The sequence below is a fragment of the Ferrovibrio sp. GW821-FHT12B10 genome, from assembly GCF_058807515.1.
This window is the reverse complement of the sequence record NZ_JBXAQT010000001.1, coordinates 2,812,574-2,830,971: the sequence shown is the minus strand read 5'-3', so window position 1 is coordinate 2,830,971 and position 18,398 is coordinate 2,812,574. Positions and strand designations below refer to the sequence as shown.

Here is an 18,398-nt window from a genome sequence, read left to right as displayed (position 1 = left end):
AACTTATCGCTACTAATTTCGTAGCACAAGAGCGAAAATCGCGGAGACCCGCCATGACGACGCCCCTGCCCCGCCAGCCCGTGCGCGGATCCCGGTCCGGCCGTCCGGTCATGGCCGCCCTGGACCTGCTGGGACGGCGCTGGAGCCTGCGGATCCTGTGGGAGCTGCGCGACAGCGCCCTGACCTTCCGGGCGCTCCAGACGGCCTGTGGGACGGTTTCGCCTAGCGTGCTGCAGCAGCGGCTGAAGGACCTGCGGGCGGCCCGACTGCTGGACCATGACGGCAGCGGCTATGCGCTCACCGCCACGGCGCATCGGCTGATGCCGGTATTGCTGGCCCTGCAGGATTGGGCCGAGGCCTGGTCGGCGAAATTAGAGCAAGATCAATAGCCCGGTCAGCACGACGGCGAGCAGAATCACCGTCTCGGCCAGGATCAGCGCGAGTGGCTTCCAGCCCAGCGCGAAGAGTTCCGCGAACGAGGTCTTCACCCCGAGTGCGGCGATGGCGACCAGCAGGCACCAGCGCGAGACATCCGACACGCCCTCCACCAGCACCGGCGGCAGCGTCACAATGCTGCCCAGCACCACCAGCGCGACAAAGCCGATGAGGAAATGCGGCAGCAGCGGCTGGGTTTGCTTGGTGCCGGCTTCGCCCGCCTTGCGGTAGATCAGGCCGATGCCGACGACGACCGGCAGCAGGCAGGCCACGCGCACCAGCTTGACGAAGGTGGCGACATCGCCGGCCTGCGGCGACACGGTAAGGCCGGCGCCCAGCACCTGCGCCACGTCATGGATAGTGGCGCCGAACAGCACGCCGGATGCAGTTTCGGTCAGGCCCAGCGTCTTGGCCAGCAGCGGATAAATAATCATTGCCACCGTCGACAGCGCCGTCACGCCGATCACGGTGAGCAGCGTTAGGCGCTCGGACTGCGGCGAGCGCGGCAGGGCGGCGGAAATCGCCATCGCCGCCGAGGCGCCGCAGATGCCGACAGCGCCGCCGGACAGCAGCCCTTCGGCGCGGCTGCGACCGGCGAGTTTCGCCAGCAGCAGGCCGCTGCTGATTGCCACCAGCACGCCACAGATCGCCAGCAGCACCGGCACTGGGCCAAGATCGGCGATGCGCTCGACCGTGATGCGGATGCCGAGCAGCGCCACGCCGATGCGCAGCACGCTGCGCGCGGCCAGATCGATGCCCGGCCGCACGCGCGGATCCGCGCTGAGGAAATTGAAGGCCATGCCCAGCAGCAGCGCGAGCAGGAATGGCGGGCCGCCGTAATGATCGGCAATGAAGCCGACTGCAAGCGCAACCGTGGCCGCGACCGTCAGGCCGGGCAGCGGGTGCTTGAGTTTGTCCATGGGGAACGCAGGCAAGACAGATTCCGATCAGCGGAAAGGTTCGCGGCCGATGATCCAATGCGCCAGCGAATACCGGCGCCCTCGGGTGACGGGCTTCACCTGATGCAGGGTATAGCTTGGAAACACCGTCATGGCCCCGCGTTCACGTGGCGCTATCTCGGTGTTTTCGCCGCTGCTGTACAGCACCAGTTCGCCGCCATCGTAATCGGCGGGATCCGAAAGCTGGATCACCACACTGAGCTTGCGCAGCGAAAACGGTTCTTCCAGGCCGATATCGACATGCCCGACATAATGCTGGCCGCTCTCGTAGCGGGCGATCTGCATGGGCTCGGCACCATCGAGCTGGAAGTTCCAGAGCTCGCGGTTGGACTGCAGCGACAGCCCGACGACCTTATCGTATATCCAGGCGCCATCCGTCTGCGGCACGAAAGTGACAGCGGAATTGCGCGCCTTCGTATTCACGCTGAGCGTATCGTCCACGGTACCTTCACGCAGGGTGGCGGCTTCAGCCAGGGCGATGATGCGGTCACATTCCGGCGGGGTCAGCACGACGCCGCGGAAGGCGAACATCGGCAACCGGCGCATCAGAACCCGCGTTGCTGGCGGTTGCGGTCCAGCTGGTCGCGGGGCAGCTCCAGTCCAACCAGGATTTCCACCTGGGTGGTGCGGCGACCAGCCAGCGGAATGATCTGTTCCAGGTCCTCGGCCACCACCACGCGGCGCTGGCCTTCCTTGAACGGCACGCGGGCGACGAAACGTTCGCGCGTCAGCACGTTCTTGTCGTTGTCGACCACGGCAACGAAATACGGCACCTGGGCTTCAGCCCCGCTCGCGGCGGGGCCGCGGCTCGCCGCCACCTGCAGCGCGAAGGTGACGGTCACGGTCTTGGCATTCTGCGGATCGTCGTATTTGCAGCCGCCGTTGTAATCGAGCAGCTGCACGTCATAGACGACGTCGGTCAGGTCGCGGCCCGGGCCGTCGCGATACTGCGTGCCCTTGTAGGCATCGCCCAGGATGCCAACCTTCGGGCAGGGCGGCAGGTTCGGCTTCGAGCGCGTGCAGCCGGCGAGCAGGATGCTCAAGCCGACGGCAGCAACAGCAACCAGCGAAGAACGGAAGAAACGCAGGGTCATGGCGAGCCGTTACCATCCGGGAGAGCGCTGGGACCGGCCATCCGGGTCATGGCGGCCTTTCCTTCACGCGACGAGTGTATTAGCTTGCCGGGCAGATTTCCCGGGGCTTCCCTGTATAGAAGAGCAGCCCCGGGGAGACAAGCGACAGGCCCGCAACCCGTTGATCCAGGCCGGCGATCTGACCCGGCGGATTAACGACCCAGACCCTTGAACCGATGAACCCTGACCGTCCCTCGATCGCCCTTGTCCTGGCAGCGCCGCGTGGCTTCTGCGCCGGCGTCGATCGTGCCATCCAGATCGTCGAACGCGCCCTGGAACGATTCGGCGCGCCGGTCTATGTGCGCCACGAGATCGTGCATAACCGCTTCGTGGTCGACAGCCTGGCCGCCAAGGGCGCCATCTTCGTCGACGAACTGGATGAAGTGCCAGCCGGCGCCCATGTCGTCTTCTCGGCTCATGGCGTGCCGAAATCGGTTCCCGCCGACGCGCAGGCGCGCAAGCTGTCCTATCTGGACGCCACCTGCCCGCTGGTCAGCAAGGTGCATCGCGAGGCCGAGCGCCATCATCGCGAAGGCCGCCGCATCATCCTGATCGGCCATGCCGGCCATCCCGAGGTGATCGGCACCATGGGCCAGCTGCCGCCCGATGCCGTGCTGCTGATCGAAACCATCGCCGATGTGGCGACGCTGCAGGTGAAGGACGGCGAGCCGCTGGCATATATCACCCAGACCACCCTGTCGGTGGACGACACCGCCGATATCATCACGGCACTGAAGCAGCGCTTCGCCCAGATCGAGGGGCCGAAGAAGGAAGATATCTGCTACGCCACCACCAACCGTCAGGTCGCCGTGAAGGCGATCGCCGCCCATAGCGAGGCGGTGCTGGTGATCGGCGCGCCCAATTCGTCGAATTCGCTGCGCCTGGTCGAAGTGGCCAAGCGCGAGGGCTGCCGCATCGCCCTGCTGGTGCAGCGCGCCGCCGATATCGACTGGGCCGCGCTCGACGACGTGAAATCGGTTGGCATCACCGCCGGCGCCAGCGCGCCGGAAGTGCTGGTCGAGGAGGTGATCGCCGCCTTCCGCGAGCGCTACACCGTCACCGTCCGCGAAATCGAGACCGCCACCGAAGCCGTGCAGTTCAAATTGCCGCCCGCGCTCGACGCTTCCGCCGCCTGATCGTCCGACCACATGGCCGTCTATACCGAAATCGACGAAGACCAGCTCAATGCGCTGCTGAAGCGCTACGACATCGGCTGCGCGCTTTCGGTCAAGGGCATCGCCGAGGGCGTGGAGAATTCGAACTACCTGCTCGGCACCGAGACCGGCAGTTATATCCTGACGCTGTACGAGCGCCGGGTGAAACGCGACGACCTGCCCTATTTCCTCGGCCTGATGAATCATCTGGCTGGCAAAGGCCTGGCCTGCCCGACCGCGCTGCACGACCGCGACGGCAACACCCTGAACGAGGTGGCCGGCCGTCCCTGCGCCATCATCAGTTTCCTCAACGGGGTCTGGCCCAAGAAGCCAACCGCCCGTCATTGCCAGGAGCTAGGCGCGGCCATGGCGCGCCTACATGTCGCCGGCCAGGATTTCCCGATGAACCGGCCCAATGCGCTCAGCGTCGATGGCTGGGCCCGGCTGGTCGCCGACTGCGAAGACAAGGCCGATACCGTGCTGGCCGGCCTGGGCAAGGAACTGGCGCGAGAATACGATTCCCTCAAGGCCGCTTGGCCCGAGACGCCCGGCCGCGCCGGCGACCGGCCGCTGCCGCATGGCGTGATCCATGCCGACCTCTTTCCCGACAACGTGTTCTTCGTCGGCGACAGCTTCAGCGGCCTGATCGACTTCTACTTCGCCTGCAACGATTACTTCGCCTACGACCTCGCCATCTGCCTGAATGCCTGGTGTTTCGAGGCCGACGGCGCCTTCAACGTCACCAAGGCCAAGGCGCTGATCGGCGGGTATGAGAGCGTGCGTCCATTGACCGACGGCGAGGTGCATACCCTGCCGCTATTCGCACGCGGCTCGGCCCTGCGCTTCCTGCTGACCCGACTCTATGACTGGCTCAACCAGGTGCCGGGCGCACTGGTGAAGCCGAAGGACCCGCTGGAATACTGGAAGAAGCTGAAATTCCACCGCCAGGTTCTGGGCGCATCAGCCTATGGCATCGAACGCTGACGATGCCTGACGTACCGCAGAGTGTTGAAATCTTCACCGATGGTGCCTGTCTCGGCAATCCGGGCCCGGGCGGCTGGGCCGCGCTGCTGCGTTACGGCGAGACCGAGAGAGAAATGAGCGGCGGCGATCCGGCCACCACCAACAACCGGATGGAACTGCTGGCGGCGATCATGGCGCTCGAAGCGCTGAAAAAGCCCTGCATCGTGTCGCTCTATTCCGACAGCCGTTATGTCATCGATGGCGCCACCGGCTGGTTGCGCTCCTGGAAGGCGCGCGGCTGGAAGACCGCTGACCGCAAGCCGGTGAAGAATGTCGACTTGTGGCAGCGCTTCGAGGAAGCCGTGCTGCCCCACACGGTGAGCTGGCACTGGGTGCGCGGCCATGACGGGCATGTCGAGAACGAGCGCGTCGACGTCCTGGCGCGCGATGCCGCCATCGAAATCGCCGGCGACGACTTTAAACCGAAAAAGAAAAAGCCGGCCCGGTAAACCGGACCGGCTTTGGGTTGTCTGCCTGCGGCTTTAGATCTGGCCGAACAGGGTATTCGCGTCGGACACCTCGAAAGCACCAGGCTTTTCCAGGTTCAGCTGTTTCACCACGCCGTCATCCACCAGCATCGAATAGCGCTGCGAACGCACACCCATGCCGCGGGCGGTCAGGTCGAATTCCATGCCGATCGCCTTGGTCAGTTCGCCGGCGCCATCGGCCAGCAGCACAACCTTGTCGCCGGCATTCTGAGCCTTGCCCCACGCACCCATGACAAAGGCGTCGTTGACCGAGAGGCAGGCGATGGTGTCCACGCCCTTCTTCTTCAGGTCGTCATACTTCTCGATGAAGCCCGGCAGGTGTTTGGCCGAGCAGGTCGGCGTGAAAGCGCCCGGCAGGGCGAACAGCGCCACCTTCTTGCCCTTGAAGAACTCAGCGGCCTTCACCGCCTGCGGACCCTGCTCGCCCATGATATAGAGCGTGGCATCGGGGATACGGTCGCCAACCTTGATGGTCATGATTTCCTCGTCTTGGTTTGGATCTTTTGGCCGATCTGCGCCGTCGGGAACGGCCGGGGTAAAATGATCCTGCCCGGCGACAGATACAAGGCCCGGCCAGCCCGATCACCGGCCCTTGATGACTGGCCCTTGATAGTGGCCAGTCAGGGCTGGACCACCAGCTCGGCCGACATGGTTGCCTCCACCAGCGTCAGCCGCAGTGGCCGGGCCAGCGCGCCCGGAGCCAGGGTTGCCGGGATTTCAAACCGCACCTCGCGGCCATCGTTCATCAGCGCCACCTGCGGCCGCCCGTACCAGCTATCCGGTGCGCCTTCCACAAACAGGTCGGGGTTGCGCAGCGGCGTGGCGCTGCGTAGGGCCACGACCAGATGGTCGGGCTTCTGCTTCAGAAGCTGCAGGCGCAGATCGGCCGCAGCCGCGGCCACCGGCACGCGCCGCTTCCATTTGATCAGCGCCGCCAGGTCCTCGGCCATCAGCTTGCCCGGCGTATATTCCAGCCGGTCGGTGCGCAGAATGCAGATATCCTTGCACACACCGTATTCCAGGGTGAGATGCAGCTTTACCGGCTCAGTCGGATTGCTGCGCTCGATCTGGATCGGCAGCACGACCTCGTCGGTGTAGCCATAGATGTCGCTCTTGCCGAGCGGGATGCGTTGCGGCGCCGGCCACTGCACATCCGCGCGCGCGAGATTCTGCGATGACGACCAGTCGAACTGCGCCGGCACGCCGCCCTCGCCCGGCGTGCGCCAGTAGAACTTCCAGCCCGACGCGAGTCGGACAGACAGCCCCACCTCATCTCCATTGCCCTGGAGGAAAGCCAGACGCACCGGAACATAAGGTAGCTGCACCCCTTGCGCTGGCACCTGGAAGGGCCAAATGACAAGAAAAGCGGCAGCAACCGGGGCGACACAGCGGATTGCATGGCGGATCAGGGAATTCATGACCCGAGTCTGTCCTCTGGCCTGCCAATTGCAAGGGGTCTGGAAGGCTGGCCGTATGGACAAGCCGACCGGCTGGGGTAACATTCAGGTGAAACCGGAGTGTGTCACATGACGGACAGCAGCGAAGCCAAGGCGATCTCGGGCTATCTTGAGCGGCAATTGCTGATTGCCATGCCGACCATGGGCGATCCGCGGTTTGCCCGCACGGTTATCTATATGTGCTCGCACAATGCCGAAGGCGCGATGGGCCTGGTGATCAACAAGCCCTATCCCGGCCTTACTTTTCCCAACCTGCTGACCCAGCTCGGGATCGAACCTTCCACCGACAACGAGATCATCGTACGCCTTGGCGGCCCGGTGGAAACCGGACGCGGCTTCGTGCTGCATTCGACAGATTACATGAAGCAGGGCAGCGTGAAGATCGATGAGTCGATCGGCATCGGCCTTACCGCGACGCTCGACGTGCTGCGCGCCATCGCCAGCGGCACCGGCCCGCAGCACAGCCTGTTCGCGCTCGGCTATGCCGGCTGGGGCGCCGGGCAGCTCGATAATGAAATCCAGGAAAACGCCTGGCTGGCAGCGCCGGCGGATTTCGACCTGATTTTCCATCCGGAACTGGAAACGCTCTGGGATCGCGCCGTGCGCAAGATCGGTATCGATGTGGCCAAGCTGGCCAGTGTGTCAGGGCACGCCTGACACGGAACCGCTGGTGTCAGGCCACTCCTGATCCCTCTGCGGTGGATGCCGGATCGGTCGCCAGCCGTGCATAGAGTTGGTGATCGCGCCAGATCCCGTCGATTTTCAGATATTCCCGCAGCACGCCTTCGGCGCGAAACCCCGCATGCGCCAGCAGGCGTCGGCTCGGTGTGTTCTCCGGCAGGCAGGCAGCTTCCAGGCGATGCAGCTTCAGCATCTCGAAGCAATGGGTCGCCATGGCACGCAGCGCTTCGGTCATATGCCCCTGCCCCACATGCGGCTTGCCGATCCAGTAGCCGAGCTCGCCGCATTGCGAGGCGCCACGGCGGATATTCGACAATGTGATGCCGCCGATCAGGCCGTCATTGCGGCGCAGGTAGATGAAATAGGCCTCGCCATGCTCCTGCCGGCGCAGGCGTTCAAACCAGGCAAGCCGGCGGCGAAAGCCTTCGCGGGTGAGCGAATCTTCCGCCCAGGTCGGTTCCCAGGGTTGCAGATGCTCTCGGCTGATCGCACGCAGCGTTGCCCAGGCCTCATAATCATTGATCTCGGGCGGCCGCATGTAAATGCGCTCGCCATGCAGATGCGGACTGACCGGAGGCAGGAAGCGGCCGAAGAGCATCGTGCTTCGCCTCCCCCGTCCTGCTGGCGTCAGCCGAAGCGCGCCGCGAAGCGCGTGTAAGACTCAAGCTGCTGCACCGGCCCAAGCGCCGCCACTGTCGGCTTGGCCGAACGCATGACTCGTTCGGCGACCTTCTGCACGGCGGCAGCATCGACGCGGTCGACCGAAGCCAGCACCTCGTCCAAATCGAGCGGGCGGCCGAACAGCAGCAGCTGGCGGCCAAGCTGCTCGATGCGCGCGCCGGAGCTTTCCAGTGACATCACCAGGCCAACTTTAAGCTGCGCGCGGGCGCGCTGCAGTTCCTCGGACTCGACCTTGCCGCAGAGCTTGCCCAACTCCTCGGCCAGCACCGGCATCAGTTCCGGCAGCTTCTCGCCGCCGGTGCCGGCATAGATGGTCATCAGTCCGCCGTCGCGATAGGAGGCCGGATAGGCATAGACCGAATAGGCCAGGCCGCGCTTCTCGCGCACTTCCTGGAACAGCCGCGAAGACATGCCGCCGCCCAGCACGGTGGCGTAGACCTGCATGGCATAGTAATCGGGATCGTCGTAGGCCAGACCCGGCAGCGCAATGGCCACATGGGCCTGTTCCAGATCCCGCACGGCACGCTTCTCGCCGCCGCCGCCATACAGGGCGGTCTGCTGCGCTGGACGGGCGGCGCGGTTGAGCTTGCCCAGCAGGCGCTCGGCCTCGACCATCAGCACGTCGTGATCCACAGCACCGGCCGCGACCAGCACCAGACTGGGGCCATGATAAAAGCGCGACAGGAAGCCCTGCAGGTCCTCGCGCTTCATGCCCGTGACGCGATCGACAGTGCCAAGGATCGAGCGGCCGAGCGACTGGCCCGGGAAAGCGGTTTCCTGCAGATGATCGAAAATGATGTCGTCGGGCGTGTCTTCCGACTGGCCGATCTCCTGGATGATGACCTCGCGCTCGCGCTCGAGCTCGTCCTTGTCGAAGACCGAGTGCTGCAGGATGTCGGACAGGATATCGAGCGCCAGACCGGTATCTTCGGCCATGACGCGGGCGTAATAGGCGGTCTGTTCGCGCGAGGTGAAGGCGTTCAGATGACCGCCGACCGCCTCGATCTCTTCGGCGATGGCCAAGGCCGAGCGCTTCTCGGTGCCCTTGAAGGCCATATGCTCCAGCATATGGGCGACGCCGTTGATCTCGGGCGTCTCGTCGCGCGCGCCGGCGTCGACCCAGATGCCGACAGACACGGTCTTGACCTGCGGCATGGCCTCGGAGACCACGCGCAGACCGTTGGAAAGGGTACCGATACGAACTGTCATGCCTTCACTCTACGCGCTTCGATGAAATCGCGCACCTTGCTGTAATCGTTGGGCAGCACCGTCTGGCGCTCGGGCCGCTCAAAAAGATCGGCCAGGCGCGGCGGCAGGGCCGGATGCTGGCCGGTGGCGGCCTCGACCGCGGCTGGGAATTTGGCGGCATCGGCGGTAGCCAGGGTCACCAGTGGAACCTCGGTCGGTACGGCGCGCGATTTGCGCTGCTCGGCGGCGACCGCCAGGCCGACGGCCGTATGCGGATCGACCAGCAGGCCGTTGCCGGCCTGGAACGCCATCTTCAGCATGGCCTTGGTCGCGGCCTCGTCGGCCTTGCCGGCGGCGAACAGCTGCCTGGTCTCGGCCAGGGCATTCGCCGAGACCGAGAAGCCGCCATTCTTGTCCAGATCGCTCATCAGCTGACGCACCTGCGCGCCATCGCGGCCATGCATGTCGAACAGCAGGCGCTCGAAATTGCTCGCCACCTGGATGTCCATGCTGGGGCTGATGGTCGGCTCGACACCACTCTTGCGGTAGTCGCCGCCCGCGAAGAAACGCGCGAGAATATCGTTGCGGTTGGTGGCGACGATCAGCTTCGACACCGGCAGGCCCATCTTCGCGGCGCAGTACCCGGCGAAGATGTCGCCGAAATTGCCACTCGGCACGCAGAAGGCCGGCGCACGTTCTGGGCCGCCTAGGCTGAGCGATGCCGTCACGTAATAGACGATCTGCGCCATCACGCGGGCCCAGTTGATCGAATTGACAGCCGTCAGCCCGGCTTTGTCGCGGAAGGCGGCATCGTTAAAGAGCGCCTTCACCATCGCCTGGGCATCGTCGAACGTGCCTTCCAGCGCGATGGCATGGACATTCGCGTCGGCGACGGTGGTCATCTGCCGGCGCTGCACATCCGAGACGCGGCCATGCGGGAACATGATGAAGATGTCGAGGTTGGCGCGGCCGCGGCAACCTTCGATGGCGGCCGATCCGGTATCGCCCGAGGTGGCGCCGACGATGGTGGCGCGCTTGCCCGAGCGCGCCAGCGCCCAGTCGAACAGCCGGCCGAGCAGCTGCAGCGCCACATCCTTGAAGGCCAGCGTCGGGCCGTGGAACAGCTCCAACACCCAGTCATTGTCGCCGCTCTGGCGCAGGGGCACGACCGCCTTGTGCCCGAAGGTGGCATAGGCCTCGTCGATCATGCGCTTGAGATCGGCATCGGGGATGCTGCCGCCGACAAAGGGCTTGATCACCCGGAAGGAGACCTCGGCATAGGATAGCCCGCGCATGGCGCGGAAATCCGCCGCCGAGAATTGCGGCCAGCTTTCGGGCACATAGAGGCCGCCATCGGTGGCGAGGCCGGCCAGCAGCACGCCCTCGAAATCGAGGGCCGGAGCCTGGCCACGGGTGCTGACGTAACGCATCGGATATCTCAGTTCAGGTAGCGGGCTTTGAGATGCGCCTTGAAGGCGGCGGTGCCCAAAGGCTTGCCGGTCGCTTGGCGCAGCAGTTCGTCGGTGGTGAGCAGCGAACCCTTGCCATGCACATTGGCGCGCAGCCAGCGCAGCAGCGGCTTGAAGTCGCCCTTACTGATGCCCGGCAGGATCGTCTTGTCCTTTTCCTTCGCCGCCGCGAACAGCTGGGCCGCAGAGAGCGCGCCGAGTGTGTAGGTTGGGAAATAACCGATCGAACCAACCGCCCAGTGGATGTCCTGCATGCAGCCGTGGCGATCATTCGGGACGTCGACGCCGAGCAGCGTCTGCATCCCGTCATTCCAGGCATGCGGCAGGTCGGCCAGCGGCAGGTCGTCGCTCAGCATCGCCTGCTCCAGGCGGTAGCGCAGGATCACATGGGCCGGATAGGTGGCTTCATCGGCATCGACGCGGATCAGGTCGGGCCGCACGCGCGCATAGATGCGCTGCAGGTTGGCATCCGACCAGGCTTCCCCCGTGCCATTGAAGGCCTTGCGCAACACCGGCCCGGCATAGGTCAGGAATTCCAGGCCGCGGCACACCTGCATCTCGATCAGCAGGCTCTGGCTTTCATGCAGCACCATGCCGCGCGCCTCGCCGACGGGCTGGTCGCGCCAGGCCTTGGGCAGGCCGAGTTCGTACAGCGCATGGCCGGTCTCGTGCAGCACACCCATCAGCGACTTGGTGAAATCAGCGTCTTCGTAGCGCGTGGTGATGCGCACATCGTCCGGCGTACCGCCGGTGAAAGGATGCAGGCTGACATCCAGGCGGCCATGCTTGAAGTCGAAGCCAAGCGCCTTCATGAACTTCAGGCCCACCGCACGCTGGGTCTCGGCCGCGAACGGCCCCTGCAAGGCGAGCGGTGCCTTGCGCTTGCCCTGCTTGGCCAGCGCCTTGTCGATGAAGCCGGGCAGGAAGCCGCCCAGATCGGCGAAGAGCTTGTTGATGTGGTCCGAGCGGCCGCCGGGTTCGTATTCATCCAGCAACGCATCATACTCGCTGAGACCGAAGGCCGCGGATTTCGCGGCGGCCGCCTCGCGGGTCAGCTCCAGCACCGGCTTGAAGGCCTTTGCGAAGCTCTTGAAGTCATCGTTCTGGCGGGCCTTGCGCCAGACCATCTCGCAGGCCATCGCCGCCTTGGAGCGCGCCTCGACCAGCTTGGACGACACCGCGGTGGCATGGCGCCACTGGCGCTGCATTTCGCGCAGGTTGGCCTTCTGCCACTGGTTCAGCTGTTTCTTCTGGGCATTTGCTTCACTGAGCAGCTCGCCCAGTTTTGGATCGGTGATCCATTCATGGCGCAGCACGCTGAGCGTCGCCATCTGTTCGGCGCGCGAACGAGCGCCGCCTTCCGGCATCATGGTGGACTGGTCCCAGCCCAGCATGGCCAACGCACCATTCACGGCGCCGATGCGGCGGAACTGCTGCTCCAGAGCCTTGTAGCGCTTCATGGACGTTTATGCCTTGTTGCCAGCGTCGCGTTCCCGCCGCCGATGCCATAGCACATAAATGACCAGCAGCACCACGGCACCGCTATACCAGGTGAAGGCATAGGCCAGATGATTGTTGGTGAAGGTGACCCGGGTATGGCCGGCCCGGGGCCATTCGCCCGGCACGATGACCGAGGCATCGGCATCGACGAACAGCACCGGCGCATCGGTGATGCCGGCCGCCTTCAGCATCCCGGCGGCGTCGCCGTAATACCACAGGTTCCGGACCAGATCGTTGTCGGGGGTGAACCAGCCCTTGCCCCAGGGCGCATGGCCGATGCCAGTGATGGTCTGCTCGCCCGTCACCTGGCCCGGCAGTCGGCGCGCCGGGTCCTTGTCCTCGGCCGGCACCCAGCCGCGGCTGACCAGCACCCAGCCAGGTGCATCGCTGCGCTTGAGCGGCGTGATGACGTGGTAGCCGAAATTGCCGCGCTCGGAATGCGCCAGCAGATGGGCTTCCTTCGCGTGGTCGAACACGCCCTTCACGGTCACGCGGCGAAAATGCCAGGCATCGGCATCCAGCGCACCGGCAGGCAGCTGCACCGGGGGCGCGCGCAGGCCTTCCTCGGCGCTCGCGATCAGATCCAGTTTCCACATCAGGCGCTGCACCTGCCAGCTGCCCAGGAAAAGCAGCAGGATCAGGGCGGGAATGGTGAACATGGTCGGCCAGAAGGCCGGCCGGAAACCGAAGATTCTCACGGGTTACTCATCCAGCAATTCGATATGGGACGACGCCTTGTGGCGGAACTGCAGCGCGATCAGCACGCCCTTGAAGGGACGCAGCATGCCGATGGCGCCGCCCAGGATAAGTGGGGTCCAGAGCGCCAGATGCAACCACATCGGCGGCTGGAAGCGCAACTCGACCCACAGCGCCAGGCCGACGACGATGAAGCCGAGGATCAGGATGACGAAGACTGCCGGCCCGTCGCCGGAATCGACCGTGGCGTAATCCAGGTCGCAGGACGGGCAGCGCGGTTTGACCGTCAGCAGCCCATCGAACAACGGGGCTTCGCCACATCGCGGACAGCGACAGCGAAGCCCCGTCGAGAACGGCGATAGCGGAGGATAGTAGGCCCCCGCTATCGGTTGGTTTTTACTCAATGGGCGGCCGGCGCACCCGAACCCCACCAGTAGATGGCGGTGAACAGGAACAGCCACACCACGTCGACGAAGTGCCAGTACCAGGCGGCAGCTTCGAAGCCGAAGTGATGATCCGGCTTGAAGTGGCCCTTCATGGCGCGGAGCAGGCAGACCAGCAGGAAGATGGTACCGACGATCACATGGAAGCCGTGGAAGCCGGTCGCCATGTAGAAGGTCGAGGCATAGATGCCGTCCTTGAAGCCGAAGGCGGCATGGCTGTACTCGAAGGCCTGGCAAGCGGTGAACAGCACACCCAGGATCACGGTCAGGGTCAGGCCCTGCACCAGACCCTTGCGGTCGTTATGCAGCAGCGCGTGATGCGCCCAGGTGACCGTGGTGCCCGAGAGCAGCAGGATCAGCGTGTTGACGAAGGGCAGTTCCCACGGATTGAAGGTCTCGATCGTCGCCGGCGGCCACTGGTGGCCAATGGCTTCGGTCGGATACAGCGCCGCGCCGAAATAGGCCCAGAACCAGGCGACGAAGAACATCACTTCGGAAGCGATGAACATCACCATGCCGTAGCGCAGATGCAGCTGCACCACCGGGGTGTGGTGGCCGTCATGCTCGGCTTCCTTGATGACGTCGCGCCACCAGGCGGCCATCGTGTAGAGCACGATCGCCAGACCAGGGACGGTCCACAGGTAGCTGTGGCCATGGAAGGCATAGACCGAACCGATCGCCAGCGCGAAGGCGCCCATCGAACCGATGAACGGCCACGGGCTCGGATCGACGAGATGATAATCGTGGTTGCGGGCACTACTGGCCATGTCAGACCCCCTGGTTACAAACGCTAGTTGGTTGAACCGGCCGCGTTGCCGCGGTCGGAAACTCGGGATTCTTCCGGCTTGCGGAAGAAGGTGTAGCTCAATGTGATCTGCGTGACGTCACGCGTCTTCGGATCCTTGAGAATCTCCGGATCGACGAAGAAGGAGACGGGCATGTCGACGCTCTGACCGGCCTGGAGCACCTGCTCCTCGAAGCAGAAGCAGGCGATCTTGTTGAAATACTGGCCGATCTTTTCCGGCGTGACGTTGAAGCTGGCCTGACCCGAGACGGCGCGCGCCGTCGGATTGGTGGCGCGGTAGAAGATCAGCGTCTCTTCGCCCGGCTTCACCGTCACTTCGCGCTGCACCGGCTGGAACTTCCACGGCATGCCCGGCGCGACATCGGCATTGAAACGCACGGTGACGGTCGCCTCGTCGGGATCGGTCACGCCCGGCGCCGCCTTGGCGCGCAGCGGCGTGCCGGCGAACCCGGTCATGCGGCAGAACATGTCATAAAGCGGCGCCGAGGCGAACGACAGCCCGACCATGCCGGCGAACACGGCCACGCAGGCAAATGCCACGCGACGGTTCTTGCGCTGCTGTTCGCGGGTCAAGCTCATGAGGGATGAACCCCCGTCATCTTGGCGATGGTGATGAAATAGAACAGCACCGCCAGCGCGCCCAAAACCAGGCCCAATGCGATATTGCGCGCCCGGCGGCGCTTGCGATCATCGTTCTGCGCCATGGCTGTCATGCACCCCAGCCGAGGCTGTGTTCAGCCAGCAGAAGGGCGAACAGCAGGAACAGGTAGAGGATCGAATAGGCGAACATATGCTTGGCGGCGCGGTCACCGGTGCCGCGCCAGATGCGCACGGCCAGCGCCAGGAAGATCGCGCCCAGCACGGCGGTGACGACGCCATAGAGCGGGCCGGCGAGATTGAGGGCCCAGGGACTCAGCGTCAGCGGCACCAGCAGCAGGCTGTAGATCAGGATCTGGCGGCGGGTTTCGCGCTCGCCGGCCACGACCGGCAGCATCGGCACGCCGGCGCGGGCGTAATCGTCCGAGCGATAGAGCGCCAGCGCCCAGAAATGCGGCGGCGTCCACATGAAGATGATGGCGAACAGCAGCACCGGCAGCAGGCTGAGATCGCCGGTGACGGCGGCCCAGCCGATCATCGGCGGGAAAGCGCCGGCGGCGCCACCGATCACGATGTTCTGCGGCGTGCGGCGCTTCAGCCACATGGTGTAGACGAAGACGTAGAAGCCAATGGTCAGCGCCAGGATGGCGGCGGCAGCCCAGTTGACGGCCAGCGCCATCACCAGCACCGAGGCAACCGACAGCACCACGCCGAAGCCGAGCGCTTCCTCGCGGGTGACACGGCCCTGCGGGATCGGGCGACCCTGTGTACGCTGCATCACCGCGTCGATATCGGCGTCGTACCACATATTGATGGCGCCGGAAGCGCCGGCACCGATGGCGATGCAGAGCAGCGCCGTGATCGCCAGGGTGGGATGCAGATGGCCGGGCGCGAGCACCATGCCGACCAGGCCGGTGAAGACCACCAGCGACATCACGCGCGGCTTCAGCAGCGCGAGATAGTCGGCCGGACGGGCCTCGCCAGCCATGCTATGCCCAGACTGGGCATAGGCAGCATCGAGGCCGGCATTGCCGGCCTCGTTACGCTGTGAGATGTAGCTCGCGTCGGACAACCGATGACTCCCGAGAACTCCGGCCTTACTTGATGACCGGAAGCTTTTCGTACTGGTGGAACGGCGGCGGCGAGGTCAGGGTCCACTCGAGCGTGGTCGCACCTTCACCCCACGGATTGTCACCGACCTTCTTCTTGCGAACGAAGGCCACGATCACCGAACCCACAAAGAACAGCGTCGAGGCGAAGGCGATATAGGCGCCGATCGAAGCGACGTAGTTCCAGCCGGCGAAGGCATCCGGATAATCCGGGATACGACGCGGCATGCCCTGCAGGCCGAGGAAATGCATCGGGAAGAACAGCAGGTTCACGCCGATGAAGGTGGTCCAGAAGTGAATCTTGCCGGCGGTCTCGCTCAGCTCGTAACCCGACATCTTGCCGAACCAGTAGTAGAAGCCGGCAAAGATGGCGAACACGGCGCCGAGGCTGAGCACGTAGTGGAAATGCGCCACCACGTAATAGGTGTCATGCAGGTAGGTATCGACGCCGGCATTCGCCAGCACGACGCCGGTGACGCCGCCGACCGTGAACAGGAAGATGAAGCCGATGGCGAACAGCATCGGCACGGTGAAGCGGATCGAGCCACCCCACATCGTCGCGATCCACGAGAAAATCTTCACGCCGGTCGGCACCGCGATCACCATGGTGGCAGCGGTGAAGTAGGCGCGCGTGTCGACGTCCAGACCCACGGTGTACATGTGGTGCGCCCAGACGACGAAACCGACGACGCCGATGGCGACCATGGCGTAGGCCATGCCGAGATAGCCAAACACCGGCTTCTTCGAGAAGGTCGAGATGATCTGGCTGATGATACCGAAGCCCGGCAGGATCAGGATGTACACTTCGGGATGGCCGAAGAACCAGAACAGATGCTGGAACAGGATCGGGTCGCCGCCGCCATCGGGCTTGAAGAACGAGGTGCCGAAGTAGCGGTCGGTCAGCAGCATGGTGATGCCGCCGGCCAGAACTGGCAGCGACAGCAGCAGCAGGAAGGCGGTGATCAGCACCGACCAAACGAACAGCGGCATCTTGTGCAGGGTCATGCCCGGCGCGCGCATGTTGAAGATGGTGGTGATGAAGTTGATCGCGCCCAGGATCGAGGACGCGCCCGCGATGTGCAGGCTCAGGATGGCGAAGCCGACGGCCGGGCCGGGATGGCCGACATCCGACGACAGCGGCGGATAGATCGTCCAGCCGCCGCCCATGCCGAGACCGCCAGCCGGGCCTTCCACCACGGTGGAGAGCAGCAGGCAACCGAAGGAGGGGATCAGCAGCCAGAAGGAAATGTTGTTCATGCGCGGGAAGGCCATGTCCGGCGCGCCGATCATCAGCGGCACGAACCAGTTGCCGAAGCCGCCGATCATCGCGGGCATGACCATGAAGAAGATCATGATCAGGCCGTGGCCGGTGACCAGCACGTTGAACAGGTGGTGGTTGCCGGCGAGGATGCCGTCGCCCGGATTCATCAGCTCGGCGCGCATCAGCACCGAGAAGAAGCCGCCGATCAGACCCGCCATGACGGCGAAGATCAGGTACAGCGTGCCGATGTCCTTATGGTTGGTCGAATACATCCATCGACGCCAGCCGGTCGGCAGATGATGATCATCGTGATGGTCGTGGGCCGCGTGGGCGTGAGCCTGAGCCATGACGTTCCCCTACTCTATCTGATGCGATTACTGGGCGACGCGCGCGTCGGCGAGACGCGGCGACACACCGTCGACAGTGGCGAATTTCTGCTTGGCTTCCTCGGCCCACTTGGCGTAGGCAGCCTTGGAAACGACCTGCACCTTGATCGGCATGTAGCCGTGATAGGCGCCGCAGATTTCCGAGCACTGGCCGTAATAGGTGCCTTCGCGTTCGGCGCGGAACCAGGTCTCGTTGGTGCGGCCCGGCACGGCGTCCTTCTTCACGCCGAAGGCCGGCATGGCCCAGGCGTGGATGACGTCGGCGGCAGTGACCAGCAGGCGAATGTTGGTGTCGACCGGAACGACGACGATGTTGTCGGTCTCCAGCAGGCGGTGCTGGCCGGCCTTGATCTCGTTTTCCGGAATGATGGCGGCATCGAAGGTGAAGTTGCCGTTGTCCGGATATTCGTAGGACCAGTACCACTGCTTGCCGATCGCCTTGATGGTCAGCTCGGCATTCTTGGTCTTGTCGCCGAAATACAGCAGCTTGAAGGACGGCACCGCGATCACGATCAGGATCAGGATCGGCACCACGGTCCACAGCACTTCGATCAGCGTGTTGTGCGAGGTCTTCGACGGCACCGGGTTGGCGCTCGCGCGGAAGCGGATCACCACGTAGACCAGCAGTGCCAGCACGAAGAGCGTGATCAGGGTGATGACCCACATCAGCAGGTCATGGAAAGTGTGCATGTCCCGCGCGACCGGGCTCACGGCGGGCTGCATGCCCAGGAGCCACGGAGCCGGCAGGCCCGGCGTCTGCTCGGCGGCCATGGCGGCAGCCGGAAGCATGGCGACAAACGCGGCCACAGCCGCAACACGGCGGGCGGCCCAGCGGACGGCCGCAAACGAATTCCACCCCATCGTTCAATACCCTCGCTTAATGACTTGGGAGTCTGACTCTATTTCGTGGCCGGACCATACACCGGCCCTTGC

Annotated in this window: 23 protein-coding genes; 6 read left to right on the top strand and 17 right to left on the bottom strand. The window is 64.6% G+C overall.

The window, feature by feature from the left end; translation table 11 throughout:
* Positions 1 to 53: 53 nt before the first annotated feature.
* Positions 54 to 389 (top strand): winged helix-turn-helix transcriptional regulator, encoded by a 336-nt coding sequence (locus tag AC1RRT_RS14295; RefSeq protein WP_493014478.1) that lies wholly within the window; start codon positions 54 to 56, stop codon positions 387 to 389.
* Here the strand turns inward: AC1RRT_RS14295 and AC1RRT_RS14290 are convergent.
* Together AC1RRT_RS14290 and AC1RRT_RS14285 are read right to left on the bottom strand one after the other, a co-directional pair.
* A complete protein-coding gene (locus tag AC1RRT_RS14290; protein ID WP_493014477.1) occupies positions 372 to 1,355 on the bottom strand; it encodes a YeiH family protein in 984 nt (327 codons plus the stop codon). The genes AC1RRT_RS14295 and AC1RRT_RS14290 overlap by 18 nt on opposite strands.
* Positions 1,356 to 1,382: 27 nt before the next feature.
* Positions 1,383 to 1,679 carry a 2OG-Fe(II) oxygenase gene (locus AC1RRT_RS14285; protein ID WP_493014476.1) on the bottom strand — a complete coding sequence of 99 codons (297 nt, stop codon included), beginning with the start codon at positions 1,677 to 1,679 and terminating at the stop codon, positions 1,383 to 1,385.
* On the opposite strand from AC1RRT_RS14285, the gene AC1RRT_RS14280 reads away from it, so the two are divergent.
* Positions 1,678 to 2,043 carry a CD15/CS22/SEF14 family fimbrial major subunit gene (locus AC1RRT_RS14280; RefSeq protein ID WP_493014475.1) on the top strand — a complete coding sequence of 122 codons (366 nt, stop codon included), beginning with the start codon at positions 1,678 to 1,680 and terminating at the stop codon, positions 2,041 to 2,043. The two genes, AC1RRT_RS14285 and AC1RRT_RS14280, sit on opposite strands and share 2 nt — an antisense overlap.
* Here the strand turns inward: AC1RRT_RS14280 and AC1RRT_RS14275 are convergent.
* On the bottom strand, positions 1,940 to 2,488 hold the full coding sequence (locus tag AC1RRT_RS14275; protein WP_493014474.1) for a hypothetical protein: 549 nt from the start codon (positions 2,486 to 2,488) through the stop codon (positions 1,940 to 1,942). The genes AC1RRT_RS14280 and AC1RRT_RS14275 overlap by 104 nt on opposite strands.
* 215 nt (positions 2,489 to 2,703) lie before the next feature.
* Here AC1RRT_RS14275 and ispH point away from each other — a divergent pair, with 215 nt between their 5' ends.
* Genes ispH through rnhA form a run of 3 tightly spaced genes read left to right on the top strand, consistent with a single transcriptional unit; the run spans position 2,704 to position 5,153 of the window.
* Positions 2,704 to 3,663: a 4-hydroxy-3-methylbut-2-enyl diphosphate reductase gene (gene ispH, locus AC1RRT_RS14270; RefSeq protein ID WP_493014473.1), complete on the top strand. Its 960-nt coding sequence runs from the start codon at positions 2,704 to 2,706 to the stop codon at positions 3,661 to 3,663.
* A 12-nt stretch (positions 3,664 to 3,675) separates the two neighbouring features.
* Positions 3,676 to 4,665, top strand: coding sequence for a homoserine kinase (locus AC1RRT_RS14265; RefSeq protein WP_493014472.1), 990 nt, complete (start codon positions 3,676 to 3,678; stop codon positions 4,663 to 4,665).
* A 2-nt stretch (positions 4,666 to 4,667) separates the two neighbouring features.
* Entirely contained in the window at positions 4,668 to 5,153 is a 486-nt protein-coding gene (gene rnhA / locus AC1RRT_RS14260; RefSeq protein ID WP_493014471.1) for a ribonuclease HI, read from the top strand.
* 33 nt (positions 5,154 to 5,186) lie between these two features.
* Here rnhA and AC1RRT_RS14255 read toward each other — a convergent pair whose 3' ends face one another.
* Together AC1RRT_RS14255 and AC1RRT_RS14250 are read right to left on the bottom strand one after the other, a co-directional pair.
* Complete coding sequence (locus AC1RRT_RS14255; RefSeq protein WP_493014470.1) at positions 5,187 to 5,669, bottom strand: peroxiredoxin; 483 nt, start codon at positions 5,667 to 5,669, stop codon at positions 5,187 to 5,189.
* Between the two features lie 143 nt (positions 5,670 to 5,812).
* On the bottom strand, positions 5,813 to 6,610 hold the full coding sequence (locus AC1RRT_RS14250; protein ID WP_493014469.1) for a protein-disulfide reductase DsbD domain-containing protein: 798 nt from the start codon (positions 6,608 to 6,610) through the stop codon (positions 5,813 to 5,815).
* Positions 6,611 to 6,718: 108 nt separating this feature from the next.
* On the opposite strand from AC1RRT_RS14250, the gene AC1RRT_RS14245 reads away from it, so the two are divergent.
* Positions 6,719 to 7,306, top strand: coding sequence for a YqgE/AlgH family protein (locus tag AC1RRT_RS14245; protein WP_492980388.1), 588 nt, complete (start codon positions 6,719 to 6,721; stop codon positions 7,304 to 7,306).
* Between the two features lie 16 nt (positions 7,307 to 7,322).
* Here AC1RRT_RS14245 and AC1RRT_RS14240 read toward each other — a convergent pair whose 3' ends face one another.
* The 12 genes from AC1RRT_RS14240 to coxB form a co-directional block, all read right to left on the bottom strand.
* Positions 7,323 to 7,928, bottom strand: coding sequence for a GNAT family N-acetyltransferase (locus AC1RRT_RS14240; protein ID WP_493014468.1), 606 nt, complete (start codon positions 7,926 to 7,928; stop codon positions 7,323 to 7,325).
* 29 nt (positions 7,929 to 7,957) lie between these two features.
* Complete coding sequence (locus AC1RRT_RS14235; protein WP_493014467.1) at positions 7,958 to 9,220, bottom strand: M16 family metallopeptidase; 1,263 nt, start codon at positions 9,218 to 9,220, stop codon at positions 7,958 to 7,960.
* Complete coding sequence (thrC, locus tag AC1RRT_RS14230; RefSeq protein WP_493014466.1) at positions 9,217 to 10,629, bottom strand: threonine synthase; 1,413 nt, start codon at positions 10,627 to 10,629, stop codon at positions 9,217 to 9,219. The genes AC1RRT_RS14235 and thrC overlap by 4 nt, the downstream gene beginning before the upstream one ends.
* Before the next feature lie 8 nt (positions 10,630 to 10,637).
* Positions 10,638 to 12,128, bottom strand: coding sequence for a carboxypeptidase M32 (locus tag AC1RRT_RS14225; protein WP_493014465.1), 1,491 nt, complete (start codon positions 12,126 to 12,128; stop codon positions 10,638 to 10,640).
* 6 nt (positions 12,129 to 12,134) lie between these two features.
* The gene (locus AC1RRT_RS14220) at positions 12,135 to 12,866 is read right to left on the bottom strand and encodes an SURF1 family protein (protein WP_493014464.1); all 732 of its coding nucleotides are present in this window, start codon (positions 12,864 to 12,866) and stop codon (positions 12,135 to 12,137) included.
* A gap of 3 nt (positions 12,867 to 12,869) precedes the next feature.
* Positions 12,870 to 13,169, bottom strand: coding sequence for a DUF983 domain-containing protein (locus AC1RRT_RS14215; protein ID WP_493014463.1), 300 nt, complete (start codon positions 13,167 to 13,169; stop codon positions 12,870 to 12,872).
* A 95-nt stretch (positions 13,170 to 13,264) separates the two neighbouring features.
* Complete coding sequence (locus AC1RRT_RS14210) at positions 13,265 to 14,074, bottom strand: cytochrome c oxidase subunit 3 (protein WP_493014462.1); 810 nt, start codon at positions 14,072 to 14,074, stop codon at positions 13,265 to 13,267.
* A gap of 23 nt (positions 14,075 to 14,097) precedes the next feature.
* Positions 14,098 to 14,691, bottom strand: coding sequence for a cytochrome c oxidase assembly protein (locus tag AC1RRT_RS14205; protein WP_493014461.1), 594 nt, complete (start codon positions 14,689 to 14,691; stop codon positions 14,098 to 14,100).
* Positions 14,688 to 14,816, bottom strand: coding sequence for a cytochrome c oxidase system small membrane protein (locus AC1RRT_RS14200; RefSeq protein ID WP_493014460.1), 129 nt, complete (start codon positions 14,814 to 14,816; stop codon positions 14,688 to 14,690). Before AC1RRT_RS14200 ends, AC1RRT_RS14205 begins: the two co-directional genes overlap by 4 nt.
* Before the next feature lie 5 nt (positions 14,817 to 14,821).
* Positions 14,822 to 15,697: a heme o synthase gene (locus tag AC1RRT_RS14195; protein WP_493015177.1), complete on the bottom strand. Its 876-nt coding sequence runs from the start codon at positions 15,695 to 15,697 to the stop codon at positions 14,822 to 14,824.
* Between the two features lie 109 nt (positions 15,698 to 15,806).
* Entirely contained in the window at positions 15,807 to 17,426 is a 1,620-nt protein-coding gene (gene ctaD / locus AC1RRT_RS14190; RefSeq protein WP_493014459.1) for a cytochrome c oxidase subunit I, read from the bottom strand.
* Between the two features lie 27 nt (positions 17,427 to 17,453).
* Complete coding sequence (coxB, locus tag AC1RRT_RS14185) at positions 17,454 to 18,326, bottom strand: cytochrome c oxidase subunit II (RefSeq protein WP_493014458.1); 873 nt, start codon at positions 18,324 to 18,326, stop codon at positions 17,454 to 17,456.
* Positions 18,327 to 18,398: the final 72 nt, after the last annotated feature.

Excerpts from the sequence above, each read along its gene's own strand:
- AC1RRT_RS14225 (WP_493014465.1), bottom strand. The coding sequence starts at position 12,128 with ATGAAGCGCTACAAGGCTCTGGAGCAGCAGTTCCGCCGCATCGGCGCC.
- AC1RRT_RS14275 (WP_493014474.1), bottom strand. The coding sequence starts at position 2,488 with ATGACCCTGCGTTTCTTCCGTTCTTCGCTGGTTGCTGTTGCTGCCGTC.
- AC1RRT_RS14265 (WP_493014472.1), top strand. The coding sequence starts at position 3,676 with ATGGCCGTCTATACCGAAATCGACGAAGACCAGCTCAATGCGCTGCTG.
- thrC (WP_493014466.1), bottom strand. The coding sequence starts at position 10,629 with ATGCGTTACGTCAGCACCCGTGGCCAGGCTCCGGCCCTCGATTTCGAG.
- AC1RRT_RS14205 (WP_493014461.1), bottom strand. The coding sequence starts at position 14,691 with ATGAGCTTGACCCGCGAACAGCAGCGCAAGAACCGTCGCGTGGCATTT.
- AC1RRT_RS14200 (WP_493014460.1), bottom strand. The coding sequence starts at position 14,816 with ATGGCGCAGAACGATGATCGCAAGCGCCGCCGGGCGCGCAATATCGCA.
- AC1RRT_RS14295 (WP_493014478.1), top strand. The coding sequence starts at position 54 with ATGACGACGCCCCTGCCCCGCCAGCCCGTGCGCGGATCCCGGTCCGGC.
- coxB (WP_493014458.1), bottom strand. The coding sequence starts at position 18,326 with ATGGGGTGGAATTCGTTTGCGGCCGTCCGCTGGGCCGCCCGCCGTGTT.
- AC1RRT_RS14245 (WP_492980388.1), top strand. The coding sequence starts at position 6,719 with ATGACGGACAGCAGCGAAGCCAAGGCGATCTCGGGCTATCTTGAGCGG.
- AC1RRT_RS14290 (WP_493014477.1), bottom strand. The coding sequence starts at position 1,355 with ATGGACAAACTCAAGCACCCGCTGCCCGGCCTGACGGTCGCGGCCACG.
- AC1RRT_RS14210 (WP_493014462.1), bottom strand. The coding sequence starts at position 14,074 with ATGGCCAGTAGTGCCCGCAACCACGATTATCATCTCGTCGATCCGAGC.
- AC1RRT_RS14285 (WP_493014476.1), bottom strand. The coding sequence starts at position 1,679 with ATGCAGATCGCCCGCTACGAGAGCGGCCAGCATTATGTCGGGCATGTC.
- rnhA (WP_493014471.1), top strand. The coding sequence starts at position 4,668 with ATGCCTGACGTACCGCAGAGTGTTGAAATCTTCACCGATGGTGCCTGT.
- ispH (WP_493014473.1), top strand. The coding sequence starts at position 2,704 with ATGAACCCTGACCGTCCCTCGATCGCCCTTGTCCTGGCAGCGCCGCGT.
- AC1RRT_RS14280 (WP_493014475.1), top strand. The coding sequence starts at position 1,678 with ATGGGCTCGGCACCATCGAGCTGGAAGTTCCAGAGCTCGCGGTTGGAC.
- AC1RRT_RS14235 (WP_493014467.1), bottom strand. The coding sequence starts at position 9,220 with ATGACAGTTCGTATCGGTACCCTTTCCAACGGTCTGCGCGTGGTCTCC.
- ctaD (WP_493014459.1), bottom strand. The coding sequence starts at position 17,426 with ATGGCTCAGGCTCACGCCCACGCGGCCCACGACCATCACGATGATCAT.
- AC1RRT_RS14240 (WP_493014468.1), bottom strand. The coding sequence starts at position 7,928 with ATGCTCTTCGGCCGCTTCCTGCCTCCGGTCAGTCCGCATCTGCATGGC.
- AC1RRT_RS14255 (WP_493014470.1), bottom strand. The coding sequence starts at position 5,669 with ATGACCATCAAGGTTGGCGACCGTATCCCCGATGCCACGCTCTATATC.
- AC1RRT_RS14250 (WP_493014469.1), bottom strand. The coding sequence starts at position 6,610 with ATGAATTCCCTGATCCGCCATGCAATCCGCTGTGTCGCCCCGGTTGCT.
- AC1RRT_RS14195 (WP_493015177.1), bottom strand. The coding sequence starts at position 15,697 with ATGGCTGGCGAGGCCCGTCCGGCCGACTATCTCGCGCTGCTGAAGCCG.